21 protein-coding genes are annotated in these 26,319 nt (G+C 61.4%); 7 read left to right on the forward strand and 14 right to left on the reverse strand.

All coding sequences use genetic code 11. The annotated features are described in order from the left end of the window. Positions 1–19: 19 nt before the first annotated feature. The 3 genes from EKM85_RS01725 to clpB form a co-directional block, all read right to left on the reverse strand. On the reverse strand, positions 20–1,231 hold the full coding sequence (locus tag EKM85_RS01725) for an RNA-guided endonuclease TnpB family protein (RefSeq protein WP_125584550.1): 1,212 nt from the start codon (positions 1,229–1,231) through the stop codon (positions 20–22). Between the two features lie 408 nt (positions 1,232–1,639). Continuing rightward, positions 1,640–1,828: a 50S ribosomal protein L32 gene (rpmF, locus tag EKM85_RS01730; RefSeq protein ID WP_125584551.1), complete on the reverse strand. Its 189-nt coding sequence runs from the start codon at positions 1,826–1,828 to the stop codon at positions 1,640–1,642. Between the two features lie 154 nt (positions 1,829–1,982). Continuing rightward, positions 1,983–4,595: an ATP-dependent chaperone ClpB gene (clpB, locus tag EKM85_RS01735; protein WP_125584552.1), complete on the reverse strand. Its 2,613-nt coding sequence runs from the start codon at positions 4,593–4,595 to the stop codon at positions 1,983–1,985. A 202-nt stretch (positions 4,596–4,797) separates the two neighbouring features. On the opposite strand from clpB, the gene glpK reads away from it, so the two are divergent. Beyond that, positions 4,798–6,300: a glycerol kinase GlpK gene (glpK, locus tag EKM85_RS01740; protein WP_125584553.1), complete on the forward strand. Its 1,503-nt coding sequence runs from the start codon at positions 4,798–4,800 to the stop codon at positions 6,298–6,300. 48 nt (positions 6,301–6,348) lie between these two features. Here glpK and EKM85_RS11635 read toward each other — a convergent pair whose 3' ends face one another. The 7 genes from EKM85_RS11635 to EKM85_RS01775 form a co-directional block, all read right to left on the reverse strand. Continuing rightward, positions 6,349–6,717, reverse strand: a complete 369-nt coding sequence (locus EKM85_RS11635) for a LapA family protein (RefSeq protein ID WP_125584554.1) — start codon at positions 6,715–6,717, stop codon at positions 6,349–6,351. A gap of 11 nt (positions 6,718–6,728) precedes the next feature. Then, a complete protein-coding gene (locus tag EKM85_RS01750; RefSeq protein WP_125584555.1) occupies positions 6,729–7,517 on the reverse strand; it encodes an SDR family NAD(P)-dependent oxidoreductase in 789 nt (262 codons plus the stop codon). Continuing rightward, positions 7,510–8,454, reverse strand: a complete 945-nt coding sequence (rnz, locus tag EKM85_RS01755; RefSeq protein ID WP_125584556.1) for a ribonuclease Z — start codon at positions 8,452–8,454, stop codon at positions 7,510–7,512. Before rnz ends, EKM85_RS01750 begins: the two co-directional genes overlap by 8 nt. Positions 8,455–8,576: 122 nt before the next feature. Continuing rightward, positions 8,577–10,553: an acyltransferase family protein gene (locus EKM85_RS01760; protein WP_125584557.1), complete on the reverse strand. Its 1,977-nt coding sequence runs from the start codon at positions 10,551–10,553 to the stop codon at positions 8,577–8,579. 34 nt (positions 10,554–10,587) lie between these two features. Continuing rightward, a complete protein-coding gene (obgE, locus tag EKM85_RS01765; RefSeq protein ID WP_125584558.1) occupies positions 10,588–11,874 on the reverse strand; it encodes a GTPase ObgE in 1,287 nt (428 codons plus the stop codon). A 1,045-nt stretch (positions 11,875–12,919) separates the two neighbouring features. After that, positions 12,920–13,795, reverse strand: coding sequence for an AraC family transcriptional regulator (locus EKM85_RS01770; protein WP_125584559.1), 876 nt, complete (start codon positions 13,793–13,795; stop codon positions 12,920–12,922). A gap of 69 nt (positions 13,796–13,864) precedes the next feature. After that, the gene (locus EKM85_RS01775; RefSeq protein ID WP_125584560.1) at positions 13,865–14,953 is read right to left on the reverse strand and encodes a DUF871 domain-containing protein; all 1,089 of its coding nucleotides are present in this window, start codon (positions 14,951–14,953) and stop codon (positions 13,865–13,867) included. 194 nt (positions 14,954–15,147) lie between these two features. Here EKM85_RS01775 and EKM85_RS01780 point away from each other — a divergent pair, with 194 nt between their 5' ends. The 4 genes from EKM85_RS01780 (at position 15,148) to EKM85_RS01795 (ending at position 19,912) form a co-directional block, all read left to right on the forward strand. Further along, a complete protein-coding gene (locus EKM85_RS01780) occupies positions 15,148–15,897 on the forward strand; it encodes a DeoR/GlpR family DNA-binding transcription regulator (RefSeq protein ID WP_125584561.1) in 750 nt (249 codons plus the stop codon). After that, complete coding sequence (gene pfkB / locus EKM85_RS01785; protein WP_125584562.1) at positions 15,894–16,811, forward strand: 1-phosphofructokinase; 918 nt, start codon at positions 15,894–15,896, stop codon at positions 16,809–16,811. Before EKM85_RS01780 ends, pfkB begins: the two co-directional genes overlap by 4 nt. Before the next feature lie 2 nt (positions 16,812–16,813). Next, the gene (locus EKM85_RS01790) at positions 16,814–18,775 is read left to right on the forward strand and encodes a PTS fructose transporter subunit IIABC (protein WP_125584563.1); all 1,962 of its coding nucleotides are present in this window, start codon (positions 16,814–16,816) and stop codon (positions 18,773–18,775) included. Between the two features lie 222 nt (positions 18,776–18,997). Then, positions 18,998–19,912: a quinone oxidoreductase family protein gene (locus EKM85_RS01795; protein WP_125584564.1), complete on the forward strand. Its 915-nt coding sequence runs from the start codon at positions 18,998–19,000 to the stop codon at positions 19,910–19,912. A 59-nt stretch (positions 19,913–19,971) separates the two neighbouring features. Here EKM85_RS01795 and EKM85_RS01800 read toward each other — a convergent pair whose 3' ends face one another. From EKM85_RS01800 to EKM85_RS01815, 4 genes are all read right to left on the reverse strand, one after another. Then, positions 19,972–20,181 (reverse strand): hypothetical protein, encoded by a 210-nt coding sequence (locus tag EKM85_RS01800; RefSeq protein WP_125584565.1) that lies wholly within the window; start codon positions 20,179–20,181, stop codon positions 19,972–19,974. Between the two features lie 241 nt (positions 20,182–20,422). Beyond that, complete coding sequence (locus EKM85_RS01805) at positions 20,423–21,367, reverse strand: Gfo/Idh/MocA family protein (RefSeq protein WP_125584566.1); 945 nt, start codon at positions 21,365–21,367, stop codon at positions 20,423–20,425. A 150-nt stretch (positions 21,368–21,517) separates the two neighbouring features. Continuing rightward, positions 21,518–23,305: an excinuclease ABC subunit UvrC gene (uvrC, locus tag EKM85_RS01810; RefSeq protein ID WP_125584567.1), complete on the reverse strand. Its 1,788-nt coding sequence runs from the start codon at positions 23,303–23,305 to the stop codon at positions 21,518–21,520. Positions 23,306–23,363: 58 nt separating this feature from the next. After that, on the reverse strand, positions 23,364–24,500 hold the full coding sequence (locus EKM85_RS01815; protein WP_125584568.1) for an MFS transporter: 1,137 nt from the start codon (positions 24,498–24,500) through the stop codon (positions 23,364–23,366). 194 nt (positions 24,501–24,694) lie between these two features. Here EKM85_RS01815 and EKM85_RS11415 point away from each other — a divergent pair, with 194 nt between their 5' ends. Then, positions 24,695–24,835: a hypothetical protein gene (locus EKM85_RS11415; RefSeq protein WP_164510632.1), complete on the forward strand. Its 141-nt coding sequence runs from the start codon at positions 24,695–24,697 to the stop codon at positions 24,833–24,835. A 68-nt stretch (positions 24,836–24,903) separates the two neighbouring features. Beyond that, positions 24,904–26,139, forward strand: a complete 1,236-nt coding sequence (locus tag EKM85_RS01820; protein ID WP_125584569.1) for an MDR family MFS transporter — start codon at positions 24,904–24,906, stop codon at positions 26,137–26,139. Positions 26,140–26,319 lie beyond the last annotated feature (180 nt).

Below are 26,319 nucleotides of genomic sequence, written 5' to 3' on the forward strand. Positions count from 1 at the left end.
CGCCCGTCAGTTATCGGGTTTACCCGACAACCTCTTTTGTAAATCGTGGATGGTTGCTGCCAGACAGGTACTGCTGGCCCAGAGTCACGAGGTTCATGGCCGCGATTCGGTCGTCATTACTTTGGTAACCACAAGCTACACAACGATAAGTGTGGTGCTTATGATCACGCTGGGTCTTATCAATACGACCGCACTTAGGGCACCGTTGACTCGTGTATTGCGCAGAGACCGCAATGACTGTATGGCCGGCTAAAGTCGCCTTGTAGCGAAGCGCTTGTTCCAGCTCAAAGAAGGACCAGGAATGGAGCTCTCGTTGAGCCTGAGCTTGGCGACGAGACTGCTGACGAATGCCAGTCAGATTTTCAACCACAAACAAAGTCTTAGGGGACGCCTCTGAGACGAGTGTCTTCGATAAGCGATGATTAACATCGCTCATCCAGCGGTTCTCTCGGCCCGATAGGCGGTGTAAGCATCGTTTGGCAGATTTCGTGTTCTTCCGTTGTAGTTCCTGACGAGTGCGATGGTACTGGGCCCGCTTGCTCGCGATTGCCTTACCAGAGACAAAGGTAGTTTGCCCAGCGCGGTTATGGCTGACCAGCACAAAGCGCAAGCCGCGATCAATGCCGACAATATCCTTAACCTGCGTGCGGTCAACAGTTGCGACTTCTTTGGCCGCCGCGATGTGCAAGAAATAATGGCCACCCGTGCGCAGGACAGTCGCCGTCCCAAGTTGCCAGTCAGGCGTCAGGTATTGTTCAAAGCCATGCAAATATGGCGTGACGCGGAGTCGCTTTGCTAAAGTGTTGAGCGACAGCCGACCATCCTTAAGCCACGACCAGTCACGGTTACGGACCAATTTGAGTTGCGGCTTACGATATTGCAGCGGTCGCCTTAACCAAGTCAGGTCACGGGGACACCGTGTCCATTGTCCTGTATAACGATCTTTAAAGGCATATGGTTCTGACTTCATTTGGGTCTGCACAGTCTTATAATTGCCTATGACGTGGCGAATGGCGGACTGTGCCATTTGTGCTTTCAGCCCAATGTCTGCTCGCAGTCTGTGATAGAGAGCCTCGTGCAGGACATTTTGATCGAGGACAAATCCGTGGTCAAAAAGATACTGTGAAACTAACTGACAACCCACCGCAAATTGACGCATTGTTTCTTGTAATAACTGCGCTTCCTCTGCGGCAAGTAGGATACGCAACTTCAGGGTGACGGCTTGTTTCATGGCTATCCCTCCAGTTGAATTATAGCAAACACATGTTCGACAGTAAAGACATCATTTTAGTAAAGGAGAAGCAGGTACAGGACGGCATTCCTCCCCTGATTGGAAGCAGGGGTTTCCTGCTAAACACTAGTAATGAAGCGGATTCAGGGAAAGAGAGCGACCAGCAGGTGACGGGTGCGGCTGGGCCAGGTGAACAGGACCGCTTGGGCAGCCATGTGCGGCAAGAGCTTTGCACCTTGCTTAATCGGGCACCGGGGCGACAACGCCCGAGCGATTAGCTACGCTCCCACCCTCGTCGGCAAAATACGCCGACAATGGTGGAAGCTAGGCTAATCGTCGGGCTAAGTTCGTCGCCCCTCTGCACCTTCAAAAAAAGCCCCAGATCAAATGATCTGGGGCAAAGGGCCATTACGCCTTCGCGCTGGTATCCTTGTTAAGCACCTGAGCGCCCTTGTAGAAGCCCTTAGGTGAGACGTGATGAGAGACACGGTATTCGCCGGTCGCTGCGTCGAACTGCAAGTTCGGCACATTCAGCTTGATGTGACCGCGGCGCATACGCTTTTTGGTTTTTGAAGTCCTGCGTGCTGGAACTGCCATGAGCGGAAAACCCCTTTTGTTTTAGATTTCTTTTCTACTATACCGGACCCGGCGGAAATTGCAAGGCCAAGCGGCATTGATAGCCTGTTGCTATCACAGCATGACTAATCATACTAAAATATTCGCGTCAAGGCAAGACCTTTACAGCTAAAATTTACACCTGGCTGGGCGCGCCCTCACTTTCACGGCTGGAAAAGGTCAACGCCCCGTCCTTCACGTCGATCAACGCCGTCGCGTTCGGCAAGATCTTGCCAGCGATCAGCAGCTTGGCCAGCGGCGTTTCCACCGCGGTCGTGATCAACCGCTGCAGCGGCCGGGCGCCGTACGCCGGCTCATAGCCCTTGTTGGCCAGCCATTCCTCGGCCGCTGGGGTAACGTCTAGCGTGATGTTCTGATCGGCCAGGCGCTTGCCCAGCTGGCCCAGGTCCTTGACCGCAATTTTTTCGACGTCCTCCAGCCGCAGCGGGTTGAACATGATGATGTCGTCGATCCGGTTCAAGAACTCCGGCTTGAAGTGGGTGCGCACCTGCGCCATGACCTGATCTTTGGCGGCCTGCGTGATCTTCCCATTGTCCTCGACCCCGTCAAGCAGTGCCTCGGAGCCCAGGTTGGAGGTCATGATGATGATGGTGTTCTTGAAGTCGACGGTACGGCCCTGACTGTCGGTCAGGCGGCCGTCATCCAGCACCTGAAGCAAAATGTTGAACACGTCCGGGTGCGCCTTTTCGATTTCATCCAGCAACACGATGGTGTACGGGTTGCGCCGCACGGCCTCGGTCAGCTGACCGCCCTCCTCGTAGCCGACATAGCCTGGGGCCGCGCCGACCAGCCGGGAGACGGAGATCTTGTCCATGTACTCGGACATGTCGATGCGGACCATGTGCTTTTCGGAATCAAACAAGTTGTCCGCCAGCGACTTGGCCAGCTCGGTCTTGCCGACGCCGGTGGGGCCAAGGAACATGAAGCTGCCCAGCGGCCGGGACGGGTCCTGCATCCCCGCCCGGGAGCGCAGGACGGCGTCTGACACGGCGGCCACCGCCTCGTCCTGGCCGATCACCCGCTGGTGCAGGTGGTCCGGCAGGTGCAGCAGCTTCTGGCGGTCGCCTTCGACCAGCTTCGCCACCGGGATCCCGGTCTGCCGGGAGATGACAGCCGCAATTTCGTTTTCGGTGACAGATTCCTGCACCAGCCAAGCGTCCGGCCGGTCCGTCGCTTCAAGCGCCTTCAGTTCCTTTTCCAGCTGCGGGATGGTGCCGTGCTGCAGGCGGGCAGCGGTCTCCAAATCGTAGCGACTCTGCGCGTCTTCGAGCGCGTGCTTCGCCTTATCGATCTCTTCCTTCTTCTCGTTCAGCTGGTTGATGTCCTTCTTCTCGGCATCCCACTGGGCCTTGAGCTTGGTCGTTTGTTCCTTGGTGTTGGCCAGGTCCTCCTGGGCCTGGGTCAGGCGCTTCATGCTGGCGGGGTCGGTTTCCTTCTTCAGGGCCTGGATCTCGATCTCCAACTGCATCTGCTTGCGCTCCGCCACGTCCAGCTCGGTCGGGCGCGAGTTCATCTCGACGTTGATGTTAGCGCTGGCCTCATCGATCAGGTCGATCGCCTTGTCCGGCAGGAAGCGGTCGGTGATGTAGCGGTTCGACAGCGTGGCCGCGGCCACCAAGGCGGCGTCGTGAATGCGCACGCCGTGGAAGATCTCAAAGCGCTCCTTGAGGCCGCGCAGGATCGAGATGGTGTCTTCGACGGACGGCTCCTGGACCAGCACGCGCTGGAAGCGGCGTTCGAGCGCCTTATCCTTTTCGATGTTCTCGCGGTACTCATCCAGGGTCGTGGCGCCAATCAAGTGCAGCTCGCCGCGCGCCAGCATCGGCTTGAGGAGGTTGCCGGCGTCCATGGCGCCTTCCGCCTTCCCGGCGCCGACAATGGTGTGGATCTCGTCGATGAACAGCAGGATCTGACCCTCACTTTTTTTCACCTCGTTCAAAACGGCCTTGAAGCGCTCCTCAAAGTCGCCGCGGTACTTCGCGCCTGCCAGCAGACTGCCCATGTCCAAGGAAACAATGGTCTTATTCTTGAGGTTATCCGGCACGTCATTGCGCACGATGCGCTGCGCCAGGCCCTCGACGATCGCCGTCTTACCGACCCCCGGTTCGCCGATCAGCACGGGGTTGTTCTTGGTCTTCCGCGACAGGATCCGGATCACGTTGCGGATCTCCTCGTCCCGGCCGATGATGGGATCCATCTTGCCGGAGCGCGCTTCCTTGACCAGGTCCGTCCCGTACTTTTCCAGCGCCTTGTAGGTGTTCTCCGCGGTCTTGGAGGTGACCTTCTGGCCGCCGCGGGCCTTATCGACCACCTGGCGCAGTTTCTTGGCGGTCAGGCCCTTATCCGTCAGGTACTTGGTGATCACGTTGTACGGCTGGTCGAACAGCGCCAGCAGCACGTCCTCGGTGGCGATGTACTCGTCGCCTAAGGAGTCCTTGACCTTGTCCGCGTCTTGGAAGAGCTGGTACAGGTTCTGGCTCATGTTCTGGCCGTAGCTGCTGACGCCTTCCACCACCGGTTCCTGGTCAATGGCCTGGTCGATGGCCGCGTTCAGCCCGTTCAGATCGATCCCGGCGTCCTGAACCAGCTGGGCGCCCAGGTCGCCTTTTTGCACGAGGCTCTTGATCAGCTCCGGAATGTCGATGTCCTGGTGGCGCCGCACCTGCGCGATCTGCTGGGCGGCAGCGACCGCCTCCGTCACGGCTTGGGTTAAATTATCTGGATTCACGATGACCCTCCTTGGCCGCCTAATCGCGGCTTGAGCTAGCTTTCTTCTACTCATTCAGTGTACCAAATTGGGTTTGGTCAAAACAGGTCAAAAAGCAAATAAACCGCTTGCAGCCGCAAAAATCGGGCTAAAGGCCGAGCGGGTTTGCAAAGTCGGCCGAAGCGCTTACACTAAGACTATCAGACTGACAAGGAGTGCACCCATGGACAAACATTACATCATGGCGCTGGACGAAGGCACGACCTCCACCCGGGCGCTGATCATCGATCACGAAGGGCGAATCGTCGCCGACGCGCAGCAGGAGTTCCCGCAGTACTTCCCGCACCCCGGCTGGGTGGAGCACAACGCCAACGAGATCTGGAACGCCGTGCTCACCACGATCGCCGACGCCTTTTCCAAAAGCGGCATCCAGCCGCGGCAGATCGCCGGCATCGGCATCACCAATCAGCGCGAGACCACGGTGATCTGGGACAAGCAGACCGGCCTGCCGATCCACAACGCCATCGTCTGGCAGTCGCGGCAAACCACGGCCTTGGCGGAGCAGTTGCAGGCGGCCGGCTACGGGCAGCAGGTCCACGACAAAACCGGCCTGCTGATCGACCCGTACTTCTCGGCCACCAAGATCCGCTGGCTGCTGGATGCCGTCCCTGGCGCCCAGGCTCGCGCCGAGCGCGGCGAGCTGCTGTTCGGCACCATTGACACCTGGCTGGCCTGGAAGCTTTCCGGCGGCACGATCCACGTCACCGACTACACCAATGCAAGCCGGACCATGCTCTTCAACATTCACACGCTGCAGTGGGACGACGAGATCCTCAAGGCGCTGAACATCCCCCGCGCGCTGCTGCCTGAAGTCCGCAGCAACGCCGAGGTGTACGGCGAAACGGCGCCGTTTCACTTCTACGGCAGCCGCGTGCCCATCGCCGGGATGGCCGGCGATCAGCAGGCCGCGCTGTTCGGTCAGCTGGCGCTGCAGCCGGGCATGGTCAAGAACACGTACGGCACCGGCTCCTTCATCGTCATGAACACCGGCGAAACGCCGACCATGTCCGCACACAACCTGCTGACGACGATCGGCTACGGGCTAAACGGCCATGTCACGTACGCGCTGGAGGGCTCGGTCTTTGTCGCCGGCAGCGCCATCCAGTGGCTGCGGGACGCCATGGGGCTGGTGCACACCGCCCCCGAGTCCGAGACGGCCGCCCGCGCCTCGACCAGCCAAAACGAGGTCTACGTCGTCCCCGCTTTCACCGGGCTGGGGGCCCCGTATTGGGACCCGGACGCGCGCGGCGCGGTCTTTGGGCTGACGCGCGGCACCACCCGCAACGACTTCATCAAGGCCACGCTGCAGTCGTTGGCCTACCAAACCCGCGACGTGGTCGAAACGATGGCGCAGGACACCGGCATTGAACTGGCGACCCTGCGCGTTGACGGCGGGGCCGCCAACAACGACTACCTGATGCAGTTTCAGGCGGACCTGCTGCAGACGCCGCTGGAGCGGGCCGCGATCCTTGAAACGACCGGGCTGGGCGCCGCGTTTCTCGCCGGCCTGGCCGTCGGGTTCTGGCCAGATACCGATGCCCTGCAGCATATCTTCAAGGTCGGCACGCGCTTCACGCCAAAGATGGCAGCGGCCGAAAGCACCCGGCTTTACGCCGGCTGGCGGCAGGCGGTCGCCGCGACCATGGCCTTCAAACCACAGGCATGACAAAACGCTGGCCCCGTGATCTTGGATGATCACGGGGCCAGCGTTTTGTTAGTGCTGATTGGGCTGACTGTCAGCTGGCTGGGCCTTTGCCGCCTCAAGCTGCTGCTGCAAGTCCTTGACCTGCGTCTCCAGCTTCGCGGTGGCGTCCTTAACGGCCTGCGCTTTCACGGCTTCGGCACTGGCGGCGGTCTGTTTGGCCGCCTTCAGCTCCTTTTTACTCTGCGCCATGCTGGCGGTCGAAACCAGGAAGGTGATCAAGGCGCCGATCAGCACCGAGACCACGATCACGACGATCAGTGGCCAGGTGAACTGCGCGCCAAAGAAGTTCACGGCGACGCCTTGGCCGTTGAGGAGCGCGAACACGATCAACGCCAGCGCCAACACCAACCCCACGATCAAACGTTGTTGATTTTTCATGATGGGTCTCCCTACTTCTGATTGAACAGCCCGCCGGCCAGAAAGTCACCGACGTGTGGGAACAAGTCGTAAAACTTAGCGGCAGCCGTCATCACGGCCGGCGCGTTGATCTCGCGCACGGGGCGGTGGAAGCTGCGCACGATCCGGCAGGCCAGCTTTTGCGGGTCCAGCACGATCATGTTCACGCGCGCCAAGTAATCATTCGCCTGAGCGACGGTGAAAAAATCCGTGTTGATCGGGCCCGGGTTGACCGTTGTCACGTTCACGCCGAAGGGCCGCAGTTCCAGGCGCAACCCGTTGGAGTAGCCGACCACAGCGAACTTGGTCGCCGAGTAGACCGCCGACTTGGGGGTGGCCATCTTGCCGGCCATGGAGGCGATGTTGACGATGTGGCCGCGCCGCGCGTCGATCATCTCGCGGCCGATCAGCTGCGTCATGTACATCAGGCCCAAGACGTTGGTCCGGAACATTTTTTCCACGAGGGGCATCGGGGTGTCAACGGCGGCCTCAAAATGCCCGAAGCCGGCCGCGTTGACCAGCACATCGATGGGCCCAACGTCGCGCTTGATGCGCGCCACCACGGCCTCGATGGCGACGGGATCCGCCACGTCGCAGACAAACGCATACGCCGGCTGGCCAGACAAGGCCGTGGCTTCCGCCTGGGCCGCGATCAGCCGGTCCTTGCGCCGCGCCAGGAAGACCACCGTCGCGCCCTGCTTGGCCGCCTCCAGCCCAACTGCCCGGCCTAAGCCGCTGGAGCCGCCGGTCACGACTACCGTTTCGCCATCAAGTCTACTCATGATTGCCTCCTTTGGTGAATGGGATCACCACGTCCTCTAGATCATGCACCACTTTGGTCGCCGCGAAAACCTGCTGCGCACTTTTTTGCAGCAGGTTCGCGCCCTTGCCAATGTAGCGCGCCGAAATGTGCGTCAGGTACAGCCGCTTGGCGTGCGCCAAGGCCGCCAGCTTGGCGGCCTGCAGGTTCGTGGAGTGGTAGTACTGGTGGGCCAGCTTGGCCTCATCCGGCCCAAACGTCGCCTCGTGCACGATTGCGTCGGCGTCCTGGGCCAGACTCAGCTCGCTATCGGCCGCCCGGGTATCGCCAAAAATGGCCACGGTGCGGCCAGGCTGGGCCGCACCGATAAAGTCGCGGCCGCTAAACGTCCGGCCGTCCGGCAGGGTCACCTGCTCGCCCGCCTTGAGCTTCGCGTACACGGGCCCGGCCGGAATGCCGGCCTCGCGCACCTTCTCGACCATCAGCTCGCCTTCATGCGGCTTCTCCTCGACGCGGAAGCCGAAGCAGGTGATGCGGTGGTTGAGCGGGGCAAACGACACGCGGAACGTGTCGTCATCCAGGATCACCCCGGGCGTCTTCAAGATGACGAAATTGAGCTTGTACGGCAGGTGGGTGCCGGTGACGGCAAGGCTGGTCTTGACGAACCGGTCAATCCCTTCCGGACCATAGATCGTCAGCGGCTGCTCACCGCCCTGATTCGCGCGGCTCGTCAAAAACCCTGGCAGGCCGAAGATGTGATCGCCGTGCAGGTGGGTGATAAAAATTTTGGCCACCTTCCGCGGGCGGATGCTGGTTTGCAGGATCTGATGCTGGGTGCCTTCACCGCAGTCGAACAGCCACACCTCGTTGCGTTCGTCCAGCAGCTTGAGTGCGGTGCTTGAGACGTTGCGCGTCTTGGACGGCGAGCCCGCCCCGGTACCGAGAAATAAGAGTTCCATTCATTTTCATCCTAACTATCGTCACTTATGGCTTATTTTATCACACTGGTCGCGGCGCAAGAACGCGCAATCAAAACCGCGCCGTCCTCGCAAAACAGGGCCAAGCCCCGGCTCGACCCTGATCACTGATTCGCGTTGACTACCAGGCGCTTCGTCACGTACGCCGCGTAGTACTTATTACCGGTCGGATTCGGGTGCACCTGGTCGTCGTAGAACCAGTCGCGGTGACGATCCGAGTACCCGTGCCAATCGATCACGGTCAGGTTATTGAAGCGGCGTGTACCGGCCGCCAGCATTTTGTTGACGGTGTTTTGCCACGGCCGCGTCGGCACCTGCGCGTTGATCCAAAAGACGTGACGCTCGGGTCCGACCGCCTGCATCATCGCGTCCAGCTGCGCGTCGCTGAACGGCCCGTTGGTGCCCAGCTCAATCAGCACATTCTCCGCCAGCGCGCCCTGCGCGGCGTAGGAGCGCACCAGCTCGACCGAGGCGGCCATTTGGCGGGCCACTTTGCCGTCGATGAAGGCCTTGGGCATGAGCTGCTGCAGCGTCGGCTTGGCGTCAAGCAACACGGAATCGCCGATGGCCGTGACCGTGAGGGTCTGGGCCTTCTGCAGCTCGGCCTGGGAGATGCAGTACGCCTCGAACTCCCGGTTGACCGGGTGCGCGTACTGCGAACTGGCAGTGGCCTTGCTGGCACTGGCCGCCTGACTGGCCGACTGCGCCTTTTTGGTGGCCTTGGCCTTGCTGGCCGCGGCCGCTTTCTTCTGCGCGGCGATCTCCTTTTTCGCTTTCTGCAGCGCCGCCTTCTTCTGGGCGGCGGTTTCCTGGTTGGCCTTGAGGTGCTTTTCCTCAGCACTTTCGTGGGCCTTGGCCGCTGGGGCCTGAGCCAGGCCGACACTGCCCAGCACCAGGACCACCGCAAACGCCGCCACCAGGGTGCGGGCCAGTGCCGCCCCCCGGCCGCCGCGGACCCGCTGCCAAAAGGCGGCCAGGTCGGCGCGGCTGGCGTGGCCCAGGGGCTGCTCGATCAGCCGGTAGGACAGCTCGCTGATCACCAAAATGATGGTCACTTCGATCACCGGGTACAGGACCGGATGATTGGCGACGTCGCGAAAGGCATTTTCAAAGAAGATCATGACCGGAAACTGATAAATGTAGATCCCGTAGCTACGCGAGCCGATCCAGTGAAACAGCGGGTTGGCCAGCAGCCGGCCCCACCATGTTGCGGGGCTGGCCACCACCGCCACCAGCAGCATCGCCAGCAGACTAAAGCCAACCATGCCGCCCTCGTACAACGCGCTGCTTTGGTCGCCCAGGCGCAGCAGACTGGCGCCCATGGCCAGTACGGCCAGCGTGCCGGCCCCATCAAGCAGCCAGCGGCTTGGCCGCGGCAGGTCGGCGGCCAGTTTCTGGCTCGGCCAGATGAACGCCAGCGCGCTGCCCATCAGCAAGGCAAAAATGCGCGTATCCGTGCCGTAGTACAGGCGGCTGGGATCACCCCCGCCGAGCATCGTCAGCCGGTACAGCACCGCCATCCAGACGCCGCTGGCCAAAGCCAACGTCATCGTCGCCGCGAACCGCTTGCCCGCGCTTTTGAACAAGTGAACTAGAAGCAGGAACAGGAACGGCCAAAGCAGGTAGAACTGGCCTTCGATCGACAGCGTCCACAGGTGCACAAACGGCGACTCGTTATGGGCGAACCGCTCGAAGTACGACTGGCCATTGGCGATCTGCCACCAGTTATAAACCAGGGCCAAATTACTCAGCACGATCTTGTGCAGGTTGACCAGCAGATCGCGCGCAAACAACACGATGTACGCACTGGCCCCAAACAGCACCGTGACCAGCGCCGGATAAAGCCGCCGCACCCGCTTGATGAAAAAGGCCTTGAGGGCCAGCGTGCCGCTTTGGGCATACTGACGGCCAAAGCCATCCGTGATCAGATACCCCGAGATCACGAAGAACAAAAGGACTCCCAAGTAGCCGCCTTGAAACAGGTCCGGCCGCAGGTGGTAGAGGATGACCCCCACGACCCCCAAAGCCCTTAACCCGTCAAAGCCGCCGATGTAACGCCGTTTAGGCTGGGCTGATTCCATACTATCCCGCCTTAATCTTGTGCATGCCCGATTATTATTCCACAAACTCAAACGTGAAATCGTCGATCGCGACCAGGTCGCCGGTTTTGGCGCCGGCCTCCCGCAACGCGTCGTCGACCCCGATGCTGCGAAGCTGGCGGGCGAAGCGCAGGGCCCCGTCGTCGTGATCCAGGTTCGCCATCTTGAAGAGGCGCTCGACCTTCGACCCGCTCAGAATGAACGTGCCGTCGTCATCGCGGCTCACGGCCACTTCCGCCTCGGTCGCCTTTTCATGCGCCACGGCCTGCTCGGCGGTGGCTTTCGGCTCGAAGACCGGCGCCGACTTCAGCGCCTGGGCCGTGTCCTGCATCAGCTGGCTCACGCCCTTATGCGTGATGCTGGAAATGGCATAAATATTCGCCGCCGGCACGCCTTCCTTGAGCAGCGCCGCCTTGAACGCCTCAAAGCGCTCCTCGGCGCCGGGCATGTCCAGCTTGGTGGCAACGACCAGCTGCGGCCGCTTCAAAATATTGTCGTCGTAGGTGCCGAGTTCCTGCCTGATCTGGTGGTAATCATCCAGCGGCTCGCGGCCGTTTGCCGGATCCATCTCGACGAGGTGTAGGATGACGCGGGTGCGCTCCACGTGGCGCAGGAACTGGAAGCCCAGCCCGACCCCGTTGGATGCGCCTTCGATCAGCCCGGGCAGGTCCGCCATGACAAAGTCGGAACCGTCGTCCAGCTGCACCATCCCCAGGTTCGGGGTCAGCGTGGTGAACTGATAGGCGGCGATCTTCGGCTTGGCGGAGGTCACGACAGACAACAGGGTAGACTTGCCCACAGACGGGAAGCCGACCAGCCCGACGTCGGCCAGGACCTTCAGCTCCAAGGTCACGAACCGGTGCTGCCCGGGCTCACCGTTTTCAGCAATTTCCGGCGCCGTGTTTTTCGGTGAGACAAAGTGGACGTTGCCGCGCCCGCCGCGCCCGCCGCGCGCAACGACCAGCTCCTGGCCGTTGGCCGTCAGGTCGCCGATCACTTGGTGCGTGTCGGCGTCGTACACCGTGGTACCGGCAGGAACGGCCAAGCGAATGTCTTCGGCCTTGCGTCCGTACATCTGCTTTCCGAGGCCATTGCCCCCGGCCTTCGCGTGAAAATGGCGCTGGTAGCGAAAATCCATCAGCGTGCGCAGGCCAGGATCGACGTAGAGCACAATGCTGCCGCCGTGGCCGCCATCGCCGCCGGCCGGCCCACCAAAGGGCACAAACTTTTCGTGGCGAAACGCCACCATGCCGTCCCCGCCCTTGCCGGCTTCAACTTCTACTGTCACTTGATCGACAAACATGAGCTCCTCCTTGAATGATAAGTCTAAGTCACTAGCATACGGGTTTCGCCCCGTCAGTGCAAATCTCACTAGCCATTATACTAGATTCCAGGCGCGTCCGGGGGCCGTATATCAGTTATGCAAAAGAAAAGTTCAAGCAAAAGTGTTGCGCCAGGGAGAGGCCAGCACGGCGGGCCGGCCGCAGATGCGGCCGCCTGGCGGACAGGGTGACATGCGGAGCGGCTAATCATGCCGCTAAAACCGCCAGCACTGTGCACCTTGGCGTAATCGGGCTGCGGGCTGGCAACGCGGGAGTGGCTAACTACGCTCACGGCCTCGCCGCCAAAAAACGGCGGCAATGCCCTGAGCTAGGCTATCCATCCCGCTAAAACCGCCAGCCCTGCGCACCTTGCACCTAACTGGGCTACGGGTCGACAACGCCCGAGCGCTCAGCTACGCTCACGGCCTTGCCGCCAAAAAACGGCGGCAATGCCCTGAGCTAGGCTGATCGTCGGGCTAAGACCGTCGACCCTGCGCACCTTGGCGTAACTGGGCTGCGGGCTGGCAACGCGGGAGTGGCTAGCTACGCTCACGGCCTCGCCGCCAAAGTACAGCGGCAATTCCGTGAGCTAGGCTATCCATCCCGCTAAAACCGCCAGCCCTGCGCACCTTGCACCTAACTGGGCTACGGGTCGACAACGCCCGAGCGCTCAGCTACGCCATCGGCCTCGCCGCCAAAAAGCGGCGGCAATGCCGATGGCTAGGCTGATCGTCAGGCTAAGACCGTCGACCCTGCGCACCTTGGCCTAACTGGGCTACGACTTGGCAACGCGGAAGTGATTAGCTACGGCCGCGGCTTCACCTGCTGCGCAGGCAAAGCCGCAGCCTAGGCTAATCATTCCGCTAAACCCGCCAAGTCTTCGCATCTTACATCAAAAAATCGGTCCCGGGGAGGGCCGATTTTGGGTAGTTCCATAGCAATGAGTGGTCGGCCCCGTCCGAAGAGCCGGCCTGTCTTGACTGACAAATACAGGATAGCATCAGCCGCCAAAGACAACGGACATTTTCAAAAGTAAACCCGGTCATTTTTGTGAAACCGCTTGTACGCCTTGCGGTACGCGCTGGGGGTCAGGCCCTTCCAGCCCTTAAAATTACGCGCCAACGCGCGCTGGTTGGCAAACCCGACCGCCGTGGCCACATAGTCGATCGCCTTATTTGACGTCAATAGCAGCTCCCGCGCCTTCATCAGCCGGACCGTGCGCAGATAGCGAATGACCGACAGCTTGAGGTTCGCCTGAAACTGGGCGTTCAGCGTCGTGGTCGACACGTGCAGGCGCTGCGCCAGGCGCGCAGTCGTCAGCGGCTCGGCGTAGTCGCGGTCGATGATCCCCATGGCCGCGTCGACCAGCGGCGGATTGACCCGCACGGCCGGCGTTTGCAGCGGCGCGGTGAAGTGAGCGGCCAGCAGCGCAAGCACCCGGTAAAACGCGCTGAGCATGCGCAGCCGACTGATCTGATCTCCGGCGCGGCCGTGCTCCTGGGACATCGCCAGCATGGCGGTCCATAAGGCTTCGTAAGCCGGGCGCTGGGCCGGGTCCGCCGGCTGACCATGGAGCGTAAAGTGCCAGTTGACCGCGTCCGGCAGGACCTCGGTCAAAAATTCCGGATCGACGTTGAAGCCGTACTCCAGCCAGTCAGCGCGTTGCTCGGCGGAGGAGCTGTGGACGACGCGCGGATCGATCGCCCACATGCACCCGGGCGTGAACAGACTGGTCCGGCCATCCTCAACCACCTTCAGCGTGCCCCCGTGGATCAGGCAGTTGACTTCCAGCCCCTGGTGCCAGTGCGGGGCGACGGCCGCCATCCTCGCTGGCCGGCGCAGGTAATCACGAAACGGAAACGACGGGGTCATCTGCACGATCTCATGTTTGATTGCCGCCATCAAGCTCACCTCTTTTTACCTATGTTAAAACAGATTCCGCCAACTCGGTCAGCAGAATCTGTTCTCTCGTTAGGCTTTAACCATCCGAAAGCCGCTCCAAGGCTTCAGGTAGCTGAGCAGGAACAACTCGTCCGGGTGCAAGTGGCCGACCACATTGACCCGACCGTCGTTCGGCATGCCCTGCAACGCGATCTGGGTTTCGCCCTTGTACTGGCCGAACTTCTCGTTGTCGATGAGGACGTCGCCGCGCTTGATCGGCTCGGTGTGGTGCGCCGGGAAATCGCGGTCGCGGTACTTGACCCGCGTCATCGTGCTGCGCAGCAGGTACTCGGAGCGATCGCCGCGGTAGCTGTGGTCATTATCGAACAGCAGCTCAGCCTCAAGCGGCGAAATGTCGGCATCCGGCACCACCTTAAGGGCTGGGTACGCGGCGGTCCAGGCGTCGTGCGCCGCCTTGAGTTCAGCCTCGCTGGCGTACGCATTGCCGATGATCACATCGTTGATCGTGTCGAGCAGCACATAGTGTTTGACCTGCGTCTCGATCGGCAGGTGGCGGTGGTCTTCAAGCGTGCACACGCCATCCTGCGTCGGCCACGGGCCAAACGTTGCGGCCTGCGACGTGATGAAGGCGGCCGTGTTCAGGTCGTACTTCGTGTACATCGCCGTCGCCTGGTCGAAGAACGCCTGTCCCAGCCCCGAAAACTGGTGCGGGTAGAAATTGTGTGAGCCCAGCAGGTTCTCACGGTTGGGTGAATACGACATGATATTGTCGATGTAGTGCGTGCCTGACGACATGTTGACCTCGATCTTCAGGCCGTACGGGTTGCGCGTCATGCGCGCTTCCTCGGCACCCGTGAAGCCCAAGTCCAGCCGCACGCCCCACGCCCCAAGGTCCTTGAAGAACTTCAGGTTGTCGTAGGTCACGCCGAGCTGATCGAACAGGGCCGGGTTCATGTCGACCATCACTTCCATGCCCAGGCTGTTGGCGTGGTCGATCACCTTTTTAAAGCTGGCGACCACGCTGGCCGCGTCACCCTTGATCTCAAGCAGTGACGTGAACACCCGCTTGAAGCCATACTTAGCCGCCAGGTCCAGGTAGGCCGCGTCTTTTTCATAAGTGGAACGCTCCGGATAAACGGAGACGCCTAATTTTCCCATGAGTAAAATCCCCCTTTACGTCATTAGCCTACCATATTGGCCTACACCAATGAAAGGGCTTCCTGATGATTTGTGGGAACAATTTTGGATGTGACGGTTTATGAACGATTTTGCCAAACTTTTTGAATGTTTTTGACCGTTATATATTGATTTTGAATGATCCCGGCGTATAATGACTGCGAGAGGTGAGGAAAGTGCTTACAGAAGAGCGCCACCGGTACATTAAGGCCGCCTTGCGTCAGCAGGGCGTCGTCAAAGCCAAAGATCTCATGCAAGCCCTGGCCGCTTCGGAGTCCACGGTGCGCCGCGACCTTCAAGACTTAGAGGAACAAGGTGCGCTGAGACGGATCCACGGCGGCGCCGAGCGCCTCATCGACGCCGCGGTGGAACCCAGCGTGCGGGAAAAAGCCACCCGCGCCCTGATCGAAAAGCAGCGGATCGCCAAGGCGGCGGCCGCCATGATCCCCGCCCATGCGACTATTTTTCTGGATGCCGGCACCACCACGGCGCAGATGATCCCCCTGCTGGTGGGCCGCGACATCACCGTGGTGACCACCGGGGTCGACAACGCCAGTCAGCTGGCCGATTACAAGGTCCAAACGCGCATGCTGCCGGGAACCGTCAAGCCCGCCACGAAGGCGCTGATCGGAGCCACCACCGCCCACGCAATGGCGGCCTGTCACTTCGACCTGGCCTTTCTCGGCACAAACGGCGTGCACCTGAAGTACGGCCTCACCACCCCAGACGAAGAGGAGGCGGCGATCAAGCGCGCGGCGCTCAGCCAGGCGACCCAAACCGTCGTCCTGGCCGACCCCAGCAAGTTCGGTCAGGTCAGCTTCGCTAAGTTTGGCGACCTTGCCGCCGCAACGATCCTGACCACCCCGCTCGGGGAGCTTACTCAGTACTACGAAGATCAACCCACAATCAAGGAGGTCACAAATTGATTTATTCTGTCACCCTAAACCCATCGATCGACTATGTGGTCACGCTGGACCACCTCGCGCTTGGACTGGTCAACCGGCTCGACTCGGCGCTGACGCTGCCCGGTGGTAAAGGCATCAACGTGTCCCGGATCCTGAAGGCCCTGGGCCGGCAAAGCACTGCGCTGGGCTTCATGGGCGGCTTCACCGGCCGCTTCATCGAAGAACAGCTCCAGGCGCTGGCCCTCCCCTGCGCGTTCACGCCCGTTCAGCAGCCGACGCGGATCAACGTCAAGCTGCGCGCTGAAAGCGAAACGGAGCTGAACGCGGCGGGCCCGACCATCAGCGAGGCCGAGATCAGCGCGTTCAGAGCCAACTTGCAAAAGCGCCTGCAGCCCGGCGACGTGGTCGTCATGGCCGGCAGCTTGCCCAACGGCCTGCCCGAAAGTTTTTACCGCGACCTGATCCCCCTGATCCAAGGTGCCGGCGCCGAGTTTGTGATCGACACCACCGGCCAGGCCCTGCTCGACACACTGGCGGCCCACCCACTGGTCGTCAAGCCCAATCACCACGAGCTGGCCGAATTATTCGGGGACGCAGAATACCCGGACCTGCAGCAGGTGGTCGCAGCCGGTCGCAAGCTCCTGAAGCGCGGCGCGCAGCACGTGCTGGTCTCCATGGCCGGCAAGGGCGCACTGCTGGTGGAAGCCGACAAGGCCTACCACGGCAGCGCCGCCAAAGGCCAGGTGGTCAACTCAGTCGGCGCCGGCGATTCGATGCTGGCAGGCTTTACCGGCACCCTGGCAGAAACGAACGATCCACTGGAGGCCTTCAAGGTCGGCATCGCCTGCGGCAGTGCCACCGCCTTTTCCAAGGACCTGGCCGACCGTGCCAAGATCGATGAAGTGTATCACACCATTACAATAGAGGAAGTGTAACAATGGATATTCGTGACTTATTGCTCAAAAACGTCATGATCATGGACCTCAAGGCCACCGATCAGCGCGGTGTCATCGATGAAATGGTCGCCAAGTACAAGGCGGAAGGCATCATTGACGACGAGACCCTGTACAAGGAAGACATTCTCAAGCGCGAGGCGGAGTCCACGACCGGCATCGGCGACGGCATCGCCATGCCCCACGCCAAGGACAAGGCCGTGCAGCGCGCCACCGTCCTGTTCGCCAAAAGCGAAGCCGGCGTCGAGTACCACGCCTTGGATGGCCAGCCGGTCCACCTGTTCTTCATGATCGCCGCCCCAGAAGGCGCCAATAACACGCACCTGCAGGCCCTGGCCGCACTGTCGTCCCTGCTGATCAACCCAGACCTCGTCGCCGCTCTGAAAAAGGCGCAGACGCCGGACGAAGTGCTCCAGCTGTTCGGCGCCGCTCAGGAGGCAAAGGACGTCAAGGACAAGGAAGACGACGCCAAGGCCGCCCAGCAGGACGCCGCGCGCCAGGCTGCTGCCGAAAGCCCGGCACCGGCCGCCAAGAAGCCGTTCATCGTCGCCGTCACCGCCTGCCCCACCGGCATTGCCCACACTTACATGGCTGAAGCCGCCCTCAAGGAGCAGGCCGAGAAGATGGGCGTCGACATCAAGGTCGAAACCAACGGCTCCGAAGGCGTCAAGCACAAGCTGACCGCCGCCGACATTGACGCCGCAGTCGGCGTCATCATCGCTGCGGATAAAAAGGTCGACATGCCGCGGTTTGCCGGCAAGCACCTGATCAACCGCCCGGTCATTGACGGCATCAAGAAACCCGAAGAACTGATCCAGGACACCCTCGCTGGCAAAGGCCCCATTTTCCACGCCGCCGGTGAGCAAACCGAGACCAGTGCCGCCGCGCCCGAGGAAAAGAAGACCCTGTGGAGCCGGATCTACGCTGACTTGATGAACGGGGTGTCCAACATGCTGCCGTTCGTGGTCGGCGGCGGGATCATCATGGCGCTCTCCTTCATCTTTGAAAATGCGTTCGGCGCCAAGTCCCAGTGGTTCACGTTCACCAACAACCTCGGCAATTACGCCTTTTCCTTCCTGGTGCCGGTCCTGGCCGCGTACATCGCGGTGTCGATCGGTGACCGCCCGGCCCTGATGCCAGGGTTCGTGGGCGGCTACATGGCCACCGTCGCCGCTGCCTCCGTCGTCCACGCGCAAAACGCGGCTGGCTTCATCGGCGGCCTCGTCGCTGGGTTCGTCGCCGGCTGGATGATCATCGGCCTGAAGAAACTCTTCGCCGGGATGCCGCACTCACTGGACGGCCTGAAAACGATCCTGTTCTACCCCGTGATTGGCCTCGCGTTGATTGGTCTGATCATGTTCTTCATCGTCAACCCGATTTTCGCCTTCCTCAACGGTGCTTTGATCAATTGGCTTGAAGGCATGGGCACCGGCAACGCGGTTGTCGTCGGGGTGATCCTCGCCGGCATGATGAGCATCGACATGGGCGGCCCCTTCAACAAGGCGGCTTACACCTTTGCCATCGGTGTTTACCAGGCGTCAGGCTTTAAGGACGGCCGCTGGATGGCTGCCGTCATGATCGGGGGCATGATCCCGCCTTTGGCCATCGCCATCGCCGCGACCTTCTTCCCGCAAAAGTTCACCAAGACGGAGCACTCCTCTGCGATGTCTAACTACGTGCTCGGCCTGACTTTCATTACCGAAGGCGCGATCCCGTTTGCAGCCACTGACCCGCTGCACATCATCGGCAGCAGCGTCATCGGCTCGGCCATCGCCGGCGGTCTGACCCAGCTGTTCCACGTCAACGTCCCGGCGCCTCACGGGGGCATCGTGGCGCTGGCTTTGACCAACCAGAAGCTCGGCTTCATTGTCTCGCTCATCGTCGGGACCCTGATCGCCGCGCTGATCCTCGGCTTCTGGCGCCCCAAGGCCAAGGAAAGCCTCTAAGCGGCAAGCTTGAACTAGAGGCTGAGACATAAAGCGGTTTTAGCCCAAAGCACAAGGGCGTCGCTTTACGGAACGCGACTAGCGCCATCACTGATCAGTGATGGCGCTTTTTGCTAGCAAAAAAGCGGGCAAGCCCCCCCTGCCGGCGCGGAGTCGTTTCGCTTGTTGCGCCCTGCTTTAGGCCCTAAACTGAAACCAGCAAAATAAGGAGGCGGATCATCCATGCAAGCATTTGGTTTTGAAGTCGAACACGGTGCCACCACCCTCACCGCCCGCACGCTCCCCGACTTGCGCCCCGCCGGCGATGAGGTGATCATCAACGTGCAGGCGGTCGGGCTCAACAACCGCGAGCGCATGCAGCGCCGCGGCACCTTCCCCGGTGATTTCAACGTCTTGGGGTCGGACGTTGCCGGCACCATCGCGGCGCTGGGCCACAGCGCCACCGACCTAACCCTCGGCCAGCGCGTCTTGGCCCGAACCACGGCCGGGGACGCCACCCAGGCGGCGCGGGCCCGGGAAGTCGTGCCGCTGCCGCGCAATCTCAGCTTTGAGCGCGCTGCCGCCATGATCACCCCGGCCGTCACCGCGTACCGGGCGGTGAACGTGTTCGCCACGCTGCAGCCCGGGCAGACGGTCGTGGTCAAGGGGGCCAGCGGCGGCGTGGGCCTGCTCATCCTGCAGCTGGCCAAAGCGCAGGGGGCGCGGGTGATCGGCGTGGCCAGCGCGGGCCGCCGGGAGCTCGTCCTCGCCGCGGGCGCCGCGGCCTTTGTGGCTTACGACACCGAGACGCCGGCCAAGACCCTGGCGGACTCAGCCGACATCGTTTTCAACGCCGCGCTGGATGGCGTCAACGGCGACGACGACGTCGCGATGGTGCGCACCGGCGGGCAGATTGTCAGCGTTGCCCACCAAGCGCCGCCCAGCAGCAAGGCGGTCCGCTTCACCCACATCCACCCTGGCGCCCGGCCGAGCGAGCACGACATCCTGAGTGAACTCGTCCCGCAGTTTGCCGACGGGCTGCTGGAAATGCCGATCGGGATCCTGCTGCCGTTTACGCAGGCGGGCTTTGCCGAAGCGCATGACCTCCTGCCGCAGCCGCACACCGGCCGCATCGTCGTGTCCACCGCTGCCAAATAGCCGCCCACCAATAATGGCCCACCACCTGGTGAGCCATTTTTTAATGTTGTGAGGTTAGGTTAAAGCGTTGCCCCAAGCACGCCCACCAACACCACGACCAGGGCCAACGCCCCCAGCGCGACTTTCACGCCGCCCACCGGCGTTGCCGCCACGCGGTCAAACGCCCGCGCATGCGCGGCCGCAAGCTGCCGGCGGCTCCCCGTCGCCGCCCACCGCACGATGCGGTGCGTATGATAATGGCGCTTGATCCCGAATCCCGCACTCATCATAATATCATCTTCCCTATTATTTCTAACCTTATTATAATCCCGATGCCATTATCATACACGCTTACATGGGAAAAGAAAAGCATCTTGAACTAATTCGGGGAACCGGGACGCGACCCTGGCACGCCTTGGACGAAAAAACGGCCACCACAAACCGGTGTCCGTTACAATCAGCGTCAGCAACCAAGTGATGCGAGCGTCTGCTGTGCTGACGAGTATTCTGACGATCCATTGGCCCGCGGCACTATACCCCGGCCTGCGTCATGAGCTGATCCATCAACCGGACCACATCCAGGGTCTCCTGAGCGAAGGCCTGCCCGGCCGTCGGCGTCGCCAGGGCCTGCTCAAAGTCCGCGATCTCGTATGCCATGGCCAGGGCCGTGCTGCCGGCGGTGATGGTTTCCGTGGTGCCATCGGGGGCCGTGATGGTGGCCTGCTCCGCTCGTAGAAAGTTCGGCACGTCAATGTAGCCGCCGTCCCCAGAGATGAAGGCATGCTGGGGCAGGTAGGCGCGAAAGGCCATGTTGGCATTGGCCAGGACCCCGTCATCGGTTTTCAGGGCAATGCTCCACATCTCATCCACCCCCGTCGGATACTTATGCATCACTGAGACGGGCTGGCCAAAGTGGCGGCTAAAGAAACGAATAAAGGACAGATCGTAGGTGCCAATGTCCAGCATCGCGCCGCCGCCCAGCGCTTTGGCGAAAAACCGGCTGTGCGGATCAGGGGCCGTAACGCCGCCGAGCTGGGCCTGGATCATTTTGACGTTGCCGATCCGCCCGGCCGCGATCAAGTCACGCAACTTGCGGTAAAGCGGCATGTGGTAAATCGTCATGGCCTCGGTCAGCAGCAGGTGCTTGCTGGCCGCCAGCTCGTACACGGCCTTCGTTTCCTCATAGTTGCGCCAGATCGCCTTTTCGCACAGCACGTGCTTGCCGGCGTCCAGGCACAGCTTGATGTCCTTGAGGTGCTGCGAGTTGACGGTGGCGATGTACACACAGTCGATTTGCGGGTCGGCCAACATTTCCTGGTACGACGCGTAGTGGTGGACCACCTGGAAATCCTTGGCAAACTGCGCCGCCTTCGCCGGGTCCCTGCTTGCGACCCCGTACACCGGCTGCGTCCGGTTCAATTGCGCTGCGAAGTCCCGGGCGATCTGCCCGAGACCCATAATGCCCCAATTCGTCATCTGATCATCCTCATTACATTCAAGATTAATTAATCAGCCTCATTATAGAACTCATTGGGAGAAGATACCGGCCACACAGCAGATCCGGGCTAGGATAATCGCCGAAAAAAGCCTACCGAAAAGCAGCCTTGGGGCTTGCCCCTGGACGGCTTACTGTGCCTGCAGGGAAATCTTGATCGCCTGCGCGACGTTCTTGGCGATGCCGAGCTTTTCGATGTCCTCGACGCTTGCCTCCTTGATGTGGTTGATGGTTTTGAACTGCCGCAGCAGCTTGGTGCGGGTCTTGGGGCCGACCCCTTGGATCATTTCCAGCTTGGACGCCAGCGAATTCTTATTGCGCAGCTGGCGGTGGAACGTGATGGCAAAGCGGTGCACCTCGTCTTGGATCCGCGTCAGCAGGTAAAAGCCCTGCGAATGCGGGTCCAGGTCGATGGGCTGGTCGAGGTCCCCGTACAGCAGCCGCGCGGTGCGGTGCTTGTCGTTTTTGACCATCCCGGCAACCGGGATGCTAAGGCTCAGCTCGTTTTCCAGCACGTCCTTGACCGCGTTCATTTCCAGCTCGCCGCCGTCCATGAGGATCAGGTCCGGCATGGATGCGTGCTCCTTCAGCAGCCGGGTGTACCGGCGCCGGATCACCTCGCGGGTGTTGGCCTCTTCGTCGGCGCTGTGATTGCCTTCTGCCTCGGCCAGCTTGTACTTGCGGTAGTTGCTCTTCGCCGGCGCGCCGTCGACGAACTGCACCATCGCCGAGACCGGATTGGTGCCCTGAATGTGGCTGTGGTCGAAGGCCTCGATGACGTGGCCGTACTGCAGGCCCAGCGCCTTGAAGATCTCCTCTTGGGCCCCAACTGTGGTGCGGTTGTCGAGCTCAAGCAGCCGGAACTTCTCGTCCAGCTTGATCTTGGCGTTCTTCTTGGCCAGATCCATCAGCGCGCGCTTCTCGCCGCGCTGCGGGGTGCGCACCGGCACGGCCAGCACCTGGGCCAGCACGTCGTTATCGAGGCCTTCCGGTACCAGGATCTCCTTGGGCAGCACGTTGTTTTTGCGGCTGTAGAACTGCATGATGAACGTCTCGAATTCCTCGCTGGCGGTGGTGGTGATCGCGAACAGCCGGGATTCGCGCTTCATCAGCCGCGCCTGGCGAATGAAGAAGATCTGCACCGACATCCAGCCCTTGTCCATGTAAAAGTTGAACACATCGCGCTGGGTCTTGTCGTTGGAAATGATCTTCTGCTTTTCGACCGTGGCCTCGATGTAGTGCAGCTGGTCGCGCAGCTCGGCGGCCCGCTCGAACTCGAGGTGCTTGGCCGCCTCTTCCATCTTGTGAGTCAGCTCCTGCTTGACCCGGCCGGTGTTCCCGTCCAGAAAGCTGCGGATCTTGGCGATCTGCTTGGCGTATTCTTCCTCCGGCACCGTCCGCCAGCACGCCCCCAGGCACTGGCCCATGTGGTAGTACAGGCACGGGCGGCCCTGGTAGCCGTTGCAGCGGCGCAGCGGGTAGACCTTTTCCAGAAAATGAATGGTCTCCTGCGCGGCGTACACGTTCGGGTACGGGCCGAAGTAGTAGGCGCCGTCCTTTTTGACGTCGCCGGTCAGCTCGATCTTCGGGTCCCGTTCGTTGGTGATCTTGATGTACGGGTAGCCCGTCCCTTTTTTCAGCTTGATGTTGTAGAACGGCTGCCACTTCTGGATCAGCGTGATCTCAAGCAGAAAGGCCTCCTTGTCGCTGGAGGTGACGATGTAGTCAAAGTCCGCGACTTCGGAGACCATCTTAGCGACCTTGCCGTCATGGCTGCTCTTGAAGTACGAGCGCACGCGGTTCTTCAGGTTCTTCGCCTTGCCGACGTAAATGATCTTGCCGTTGATGTCCTTCATCTGGTAGCTGCCTGGCAGATCCGGCAGCAGCGCCAGCTTGTGTTCAATGTGGGCGGACGCCATGCGCTCGCCTCCCTTCGTTAGACTTACTTATAAATTGTAAAGGTGATGCGGCCAAAATTCAACCCGGCCGCCGGGCGGACTGCTTGGACCGCGGCGCCATCAGGAACACGAGCACCACCGGCAGGATCGCGCCGATCGCCGCCAGGGCAAAAATGGCCCGGACCCCGCCGCCGACCAGCCCGTCGAGCCAGGCGAACACCAGCGGCGAGGCGAACTGACTGCCGAACATCAAGGCGTTAGTGACCGTCAGATTGCGGGCCCGCGCGGCCGGGGCCGACAAGTGGGCGATCCGCTCGTTGAGCGCCGGCATCCCCAGGCCCATGGCTACGCCGGCAAAGCCCAGCCCCACCAGCGTCAAGGGCCAGCTGCCACCGGTCATGGCCAGCATCCCCAGCAGCAGGCTGGCGAACGTGATCGCAAGTTTTTGCGCCAGCGACCACGGCAGCTTGCCGTACCCGATGCCGATCACCAGGCCGAGCCCGGAGACGCTGGCCAGCAGCCACCCGGCGGCGGCCGGGTTCGGCGTGTGCAACACCGACCCGATGTAAAAAGGCAGGTCGGTCGGGATCACAAAGTAGATGCCCGTCAGCAGGATCAACAACCCGAAGGTGAGCCTCAGCGCCCCACTGCGCCGACCCGCGGCCTGTGGGGCCTCCTCAACTGGGGTCTTGGCCGGCAGAAACCGCGTGATCAGCACCAGTGGCACCACGGCCAGGCCGTAAATGCCAAAGGCCCAGTGCCAGTTGCGCAGCGCCAGCCACCCAGCCAGCAGCGTGGCCGAGATGGTGCCCACGGCCGTCACCGCATTCGCCCACCCGAGGAGCTGGCGGCGAGTCGCGCCGTGAAAGTAGTCCGTGATCAAGCTGATGGCCGGGCCGGCGATCAAACTCAGGGCCACCCCGGCGAGCGCCCGCGCGAGGATCAGCAGCCCAAACGACAGCGGCAGCACCGGCACCAGCCCGCCGATCAGATACAGCACCAGGCCCACTTGGACGTGCTGCTTGCGCGTGCCGGGCAGCCGGTTCAAGATCGGCAGCAGCACCATGAAGACCAATGCGGGCACCGTGACCAGCGACTGGATCCACACCCGCGCGACCCCCGGGTAGCTCGCGGCGATGGCGGTCAACGCCGGCGACAAGGCCGCGCTGGTCATGATGGTGAAAAACGACAACGATAAGATCGTGATTTGCAGCATGGTCCCTCTCCTCCCTTAACGGCCACAGCGAAAAAGCGCCAGCAGTGTTTCCCCAGCTCCTCCAGCCTCAGTTTAAAGGCGAAGCGGCGCGCACGCGAGGATTTTGCTTGGCCAGCCGCGAAAGACCACCTGTGGCTGGCGCACCGCGTTCGTGGTAGAATGGAAGCACTCGTTGCAACAGAAAGGAGCGCCTCATGGCGAAACACAATAAGAAGCACTCCCGTCAGGATGACGCCGTGCGCAAGGCCCGAGCGGCCCGCCAGCACGAACAAGGCGTGCTGCGCCAAGACCTCGCCCACGACCACCCGGGCGTGAAGATCACCAGCAAGCATTAGGCCGCCCAGGCGGTCTTTTCTTTTGCCCGCACCTTCCGTATACTAATAAAGTTTGGGCGGAGGATATTATGAAAGAATTCATGGCACTGAATAACAACTTAAAGCTGCGGATGCTGACGGTGTTCCTGGCCGTGATGCTGTCCAGCTCGGTCGGACCGAACATGACCATCTACTACGCCAAGTACTTTGGCGCCGGCATCACCGGGGTGCTGCTGATCATCGTGTCCGCGCTGGGGTTCGTGGCCGGGCTTTACGGCGGCCACCTCGCCGATGTGCACGGCCGCAAGCCGATCATGGTCGCGGGGTCACTCCTCACGCTGGTTGGCTTCGCGCTGGCGGCGGCGATGAATTCGCCTCTGGGCCGTTACCCGATCCCGACCTTCTTCGGCTTCCTGATCGCCCAGGTCGGCGGCGCCATCACCAGCCCCGCTGAAGAAGCAATGGTGATCGATGTGTCGACCCCGGAGAATCGCCGGTACGTTTACGCGCTGATCTACTGGATCATCAACATTTCGGTGATGATCGGCGCGGCGCTGGGCGGCTGGTTCTTCCGCGACTACCTATTTGAACTGCTGGTCGGGATGATCGTCGTTACCATCATCAACCTGATCATCATCCAGTTCTTCATGACTGAAAGCTTCACGCCGGACCACACCGTCTCCGGGTCAGTCTGGCAGGCGGTGCGCGGGTACCTGGGCGTGCTGTCCGACCACCGTTACGACTGGTACCTGATCGGCATGGTCCTGGCCGGCATCGTGACCAGCCAGCTGGGCTACTACCTGGCCGTCCACCTCGGGGATGATTTTCAGACGGTGCGGCTGTTTGGCATCGAGATCTACGGGCAGCGCATGCTGTCCGGGGTGACCCTGATCAACACCGCGATCATCATTCCGTTCATGTCGCTGTTCACCAGCCTGACCAAGCGCTGGTCGCTGAAGCGCGCGTACAGCGTGGGGATGCTGCTGCAAACCATTGGCTTTGCCCTCGCCTGCCTGTTCTCGACGTTATGGCCGATCGTGGTTTGCGCCGTGATCTTGACCATCGGCGAGATGATCGTCGTCCCGCCGAGCCAGACACTGCGGGCGGACCTGATGGACCCGGAAAAAATCGGCACGTACTCTGGCGCCTTTTCGACCGTCAATCCCCTGGCCGGCATCCTCGCCGGCGCCTCGGTCACCATCTCGGCGTTCCTTGGCAGCTACGGCATGGCCGCGCTGTTCATGGTGCTGGGCATGCTCTCAATCGTCGTGGTCGTGCATGTCATCGGCATGAAGCCGACCCGGCCGACGCCGCCAATTGAATGATGATGGCGCCGCGGCTGACCCAAGCCGCGGTTTTTTGAATCCGGCCAGCAGGTGATTCTTGGTGACCCGGGTGAGCGCCGCCTGCCCGCTGCCAAAGGAAAGGGATCGCTGGGCGTTCGCGCTGACCTGAGCGGTGTCCCGCAAGGCACAATGCACTTACTATTCGTTTGTATCTTGGTT

The sequence above is a fragment of the Lacticaseibacillus jixianensis genome (assembly GCF_003946485.1).
In the GTDB taxonomy this organism is placed as follows: Bacteria; Bacillota; Bacilli; order Lactobacillales; family Lactobacillaceae; genus Lacticaseibacillus; species Lacticaseibacillus jixianensis.